Raw genomic sequence first — 3907 nt, forward strand, 5'->3', positions numbered from 1 at the left:
GATCATCAATCATGGAACTATGCCACTTTTACGCAGATTGATAAAAAATTCTTTAACCGGCTGACTTTAAGTTTTGGAACCAGATATGAAATTTTTTCTATCGATGATGAGATGGATAATTCAGGCCTCCTATTCAGAGGCGGTGCCAACTTTTTACTTACTGAAGGGACTTACTTAAGAGGTTCTTACGGGCAGGGTTATCGTTATCCTACTATTGCAGAAAAATTTGTGGAAACGATCAGAGGCGGTATAAATGTATTTCCGAACCCGGATATTCAACCGGAATCAGGGTGGAGCGCAGAAATGGGTGTTAAGCAAATGTTTCGTGTAAGTGATTGGGTAGGCTATCTTGATTTTAGCGCCTTTTTAACTGAATACAGAGATATGATTGAGTTTACTTTGGTCAGCAGAAATAACCAGATAGGATTTGTCTCCAAAAATGTCAGCGATGCGAGAATCAGCGGATTTGAGTTTTCGGGTTTTGGAACGGGTAACTTATTTGGCTTACCTACTAATTTGATTTTCGGATATACTTACATTAATCCAATTGATTTAATAGATACCACCGATACCGGTGCGCAGGAAATATTAAAATACAGATTCAGACATTCAGCTAAATTTGATGCTGAAACTACTTTTAAAAATATTTTTGCAGGTTTCACAATTACTTACAACAGCTTTATGGAAAGAATTGATCCTGCATTTGCACTAATCAACGGCCTTAGAGAATACAGAGAAGAAAATAATACCGGTGACTGGGTATTGGACGTCCGCTTAGGCTACAATATAAGTGAACGTTCTAAATTACTTTTCATAGCTAAAAATTTGTTAAACAGAGAATACTCACTCCGACCGGCATATATTGAGCCACCAAGAAATTTCACGGTTCAGTTTTCTCACGAATTTTAATTTTTCCTATTTTTAAACATCCAACATGCTAAGGGCCGGAACTTCAAAAAAAGACATCACAGCTTTTAAATCCGGCGTAGGAATGATGGGATACGGAATGTATCACAACAGAGTAAAGTCGGTTGAAACACCACTTTTTGCCAGAGCAGTTGTTTTTGAAAAAAATGAAAATCTGATCGTTTTCGTAAATGCTGAGTTATGTTTTATAAGCACTGCCGTGAAAAGAGGAGTTATAAAAAAATTAAGCAAAAGACATCCCGATAAAAAATTAACTTTTGCAAATGTAATGCTCACGGCTCAACATACGCATAGCGGTCCGGGCGGTTACACTAAATACGGCTTTTACAACCTCACTATACCCGGGTTTGTGCCTTTTGTGTATCAAACTATAGTAGATGGAATCAGTGAAGCTATCTCTGAGGCAATCAATAAGCTATCCCCCTGCAGCCTCGGTTTTTCTGAAATTGCAATTCCTGAGTATGAAGAAGTGGCTTTTAACCGGAGTATAAAAGCTTATAACAGCAATAAAGATGTTGAAAAAATACCTGAAGACAAAACAAATCTGGCTGTGGACAGAAATATGCAGATTCTGAAAATTTTTAATAGTGAAGGAAAAGCTTTAGCCTGCATAAACTGGTTTGGCGTTCACACCACTAATATCAGCAATGATAATACTAAGATATGTTCTGATAATAAAGGTTATGCTGCTGATTTTTTGGAAAAGCATTTTCTTGAAGGCGGAGAAGCTTCCAATGATTTTGTTGCAATTTTTGCGCAGGAATCAGCCGGAGATGTTACTCCTAATTTTATTTGGGATAAAAAGAAAAAATGGACCCGCGGAAAGTTTGAAGATGATTTTGAAAGTGCGGCCTACAACGGTCAAATTCAATTTAATTATGTAAAAAAAGCTTGGAAAGAAGCCTCAGAGATAGATTTTTCAGATATAAAAATAGATTACGTCTACAATCAGTTTGATTTCACCCGGGTTTTTTGTGACCCTGAGTTTACTGAAGGGATTTTAAATGCCAGAACCTCCTCCCCTGCTCATGGCGTTGCTTTTTATAAAGGAACCAAAGAAGGCCCGGGCATGCCTAAGCCTCTTACAATTCTGGCGAGCATGCTCGCAAATGGCATCCGAAAATATGAATTCGTTAAAAGTCGTTTTCAGTCGGAAAAGAAAAGAAAGTTAATCGAAGATAAATACAAATGGCAAGGGAATAAACAAATTTTATCTGAAACCGGAGAGCAAAAAATTCTGGGCACTTCTAAAATAAACAAGCTAATAATACCTTCATGGGCGGATCCGACCATTCGAATTTTAAAAAAACAGTTTAAAAAAGGAAGTCTTAGCAAAAACCCCTGGATACCGCGAGTTTTACCTTTACAGATATTTTTACTTGGACCGGTTGCTATAGTTGGAATCCCGGCCGAAATTACAGTCGTAGGCGGAAGAAGATTAAGAAAAACTTTGCTAGACCAGCTTCAAAAATTTCAGGTTCAAAAAGTGATCCTTAGCTCTTATGCCAATGCTTATTGCGGTTATATCACAACTTTTGAAGAATATGAAGAACAAGCTTATGAAGGCGGACATACAGTTTATGGCAAATACACTCTGGCTGCTTTTCAAACTAAATTCAAAGAACTTTCCAAAGTATTTGAAACACTTCTTAAAAACAGACAGCTAAACTCAGAAAGTGAACCGGCAATTTTTCCGGATGAGGAGATTGCAGGAAGAACTTTTTCGGAGGATGAAATCTGATGCTTATGAAATTTGACCCACAAAAAAAATACGAATTTTACAAAAAAGCCTTTGAAGAAAAGAGCAAACCACTGGCATATTTAGATCAGGAGTTTTTTGAAGAAAATTGCCGTATGATTTTACAAAGGTCTGCCGGTAAAAAAATCAGAATAGCCTCTAAATCTATCCGATGCAAGTCCGTTTTGCATAAAATATTTGATTTTTCTACTCAATTTGAAGGGATTATGTCCTATTCGGCTGGGGAAGCACTTTTTCTTCTGGAAAGTGGGTTTGACAACATTCTTTTAGGCTATCCGGTTGTAAATAAATCCGAAATTGAAAAATTTATTCCCTGGCTTAAAAAAGGCAAAAATGTCTGTTTTATGGCAGACCTGAACAGACATATAGATATACTGGAAAGTATAGGTAAAAAAGAAAATATAGTTCTAAAGTGCTGTCTCGACATTGATATGTCTTACAGATTACCTTTTTTAAATTTTGGTGTTTGGCGTTCCTCAATAACCAATTTAGAAATGCTGGAAAAAAGAATTACTTTTTTAACAAACAAAAAAAATGTAAAGACTGTCGGCATAATGGGATATGAAGCTCAAATAGCCGGACTTGGGGATCAGCTGCATGGCCAATTTTTAAAATCCAAAGCCATCAATCTTTTAAAAAAAATATCAATTAAAAAATTACGGGCCTTTCGCGAAGATTCTATCAAATTGTTCGAAAGCAAAGGAATCCGGTTAGAATTTGTAAATGGCGGCGGAACAGGAAGCCTGGAAACCACTGTCACTGAAAAAGGAGTAACAGAAGTGACGGTCGGCTCCGGATTCTACAGCCCTCATCTGTTTGACAACTATCAGTCTTTTAAACATTTGCCCGCAGCCGCTTATATGCTTGAAGTAGTCAGAAAGCCAAAAGCCAACATTTATACCTGTATGGGAGGTGGCTATATAGCTTCCGGAGAATCGAATAACAATAAACAACCGCTCCCTTACCTGCCTCCCGGTTTCAAAACAGACCCAAATGAAGGAAATGGTGAGGTGCAGACTCCCTTACACCAAAAAGGAAATTACAAGCTTTCAATAGGTGATCCGGTATGTTTTCGCCATGCAAAAGCCGGTGAACTATGTGAGCATTTTAACATATTGCACTTTTTAAAAGTAAATGGAGATATTGAAGAAATGCTAACTTACAGAGGTGAAGGAAAGTGTTTCCCTGCATAGAGATTTACTTCTGTAAAATTTCTTAAAT

3 protein-coding genes are annotated in these 3907 nt (G+C 37.2%); all 3 read left to right on the forward strand.

What is annotated here, in order from left to right; translation table 11 throughout:
* On the forward strand, positions 1–909 hold a 909-nt coding region (locus EA412_14465), incomplete at its 5' end, for a TonB-dependent receptor (GenBank protein ID TVR76058.1).
* Between the two features lie 25 nt (positions 910–934).
* Entirely contained in the window at positions 935–2668 is a 1734-nt protein-coding gene (locus EA412_14470) for a hypothetical protein (GenBank protein ID TVR76059.1), read from the forward strand.
* Positions 2668–3879 carry an amino acid deaminase/aldolase gene (locus tag EA412_14475; GenBank protein ID TVR76060.1) on the forward strand — a complete coding sequence of 404 codons (1212 nt, stop codon included), beginning with the start codon at positions 2668–2670 and terminating at the stop codon, positions 3877–3879. Before EA412_14470 ends, EA412_14475 begins: the two co-directional genes overlap by 1 nt.
* The last annotated feature ends 28 nt before the right edge of the window (positions 3880–3907 follow it).

The sequence above is a fragment of the Chitinophagaceae bacterium genome, from assembly GCA_007695095.1.
In the GTDB taxonomy this organism is placed as follows: Bacteria; Bacteroidota; Bacteroidia; order Chitinophagales; family REEL01; genus REEL01.

Coding starts and splice junctions, on each gene's coding strand:
- EA412_14470 (TVR76059.1), top strand. CDS start 935: ATGCTAAGGGCCGGAACTTCAAAAAAAGACATCACAGCTTTTAAATCC.
- EA412_14475 (TVR76060.1), top strand. CDS start 2,668: ATGCTTATGAAATTTGACCCACAAAAAAAATACGAATTTTACAAAAAA.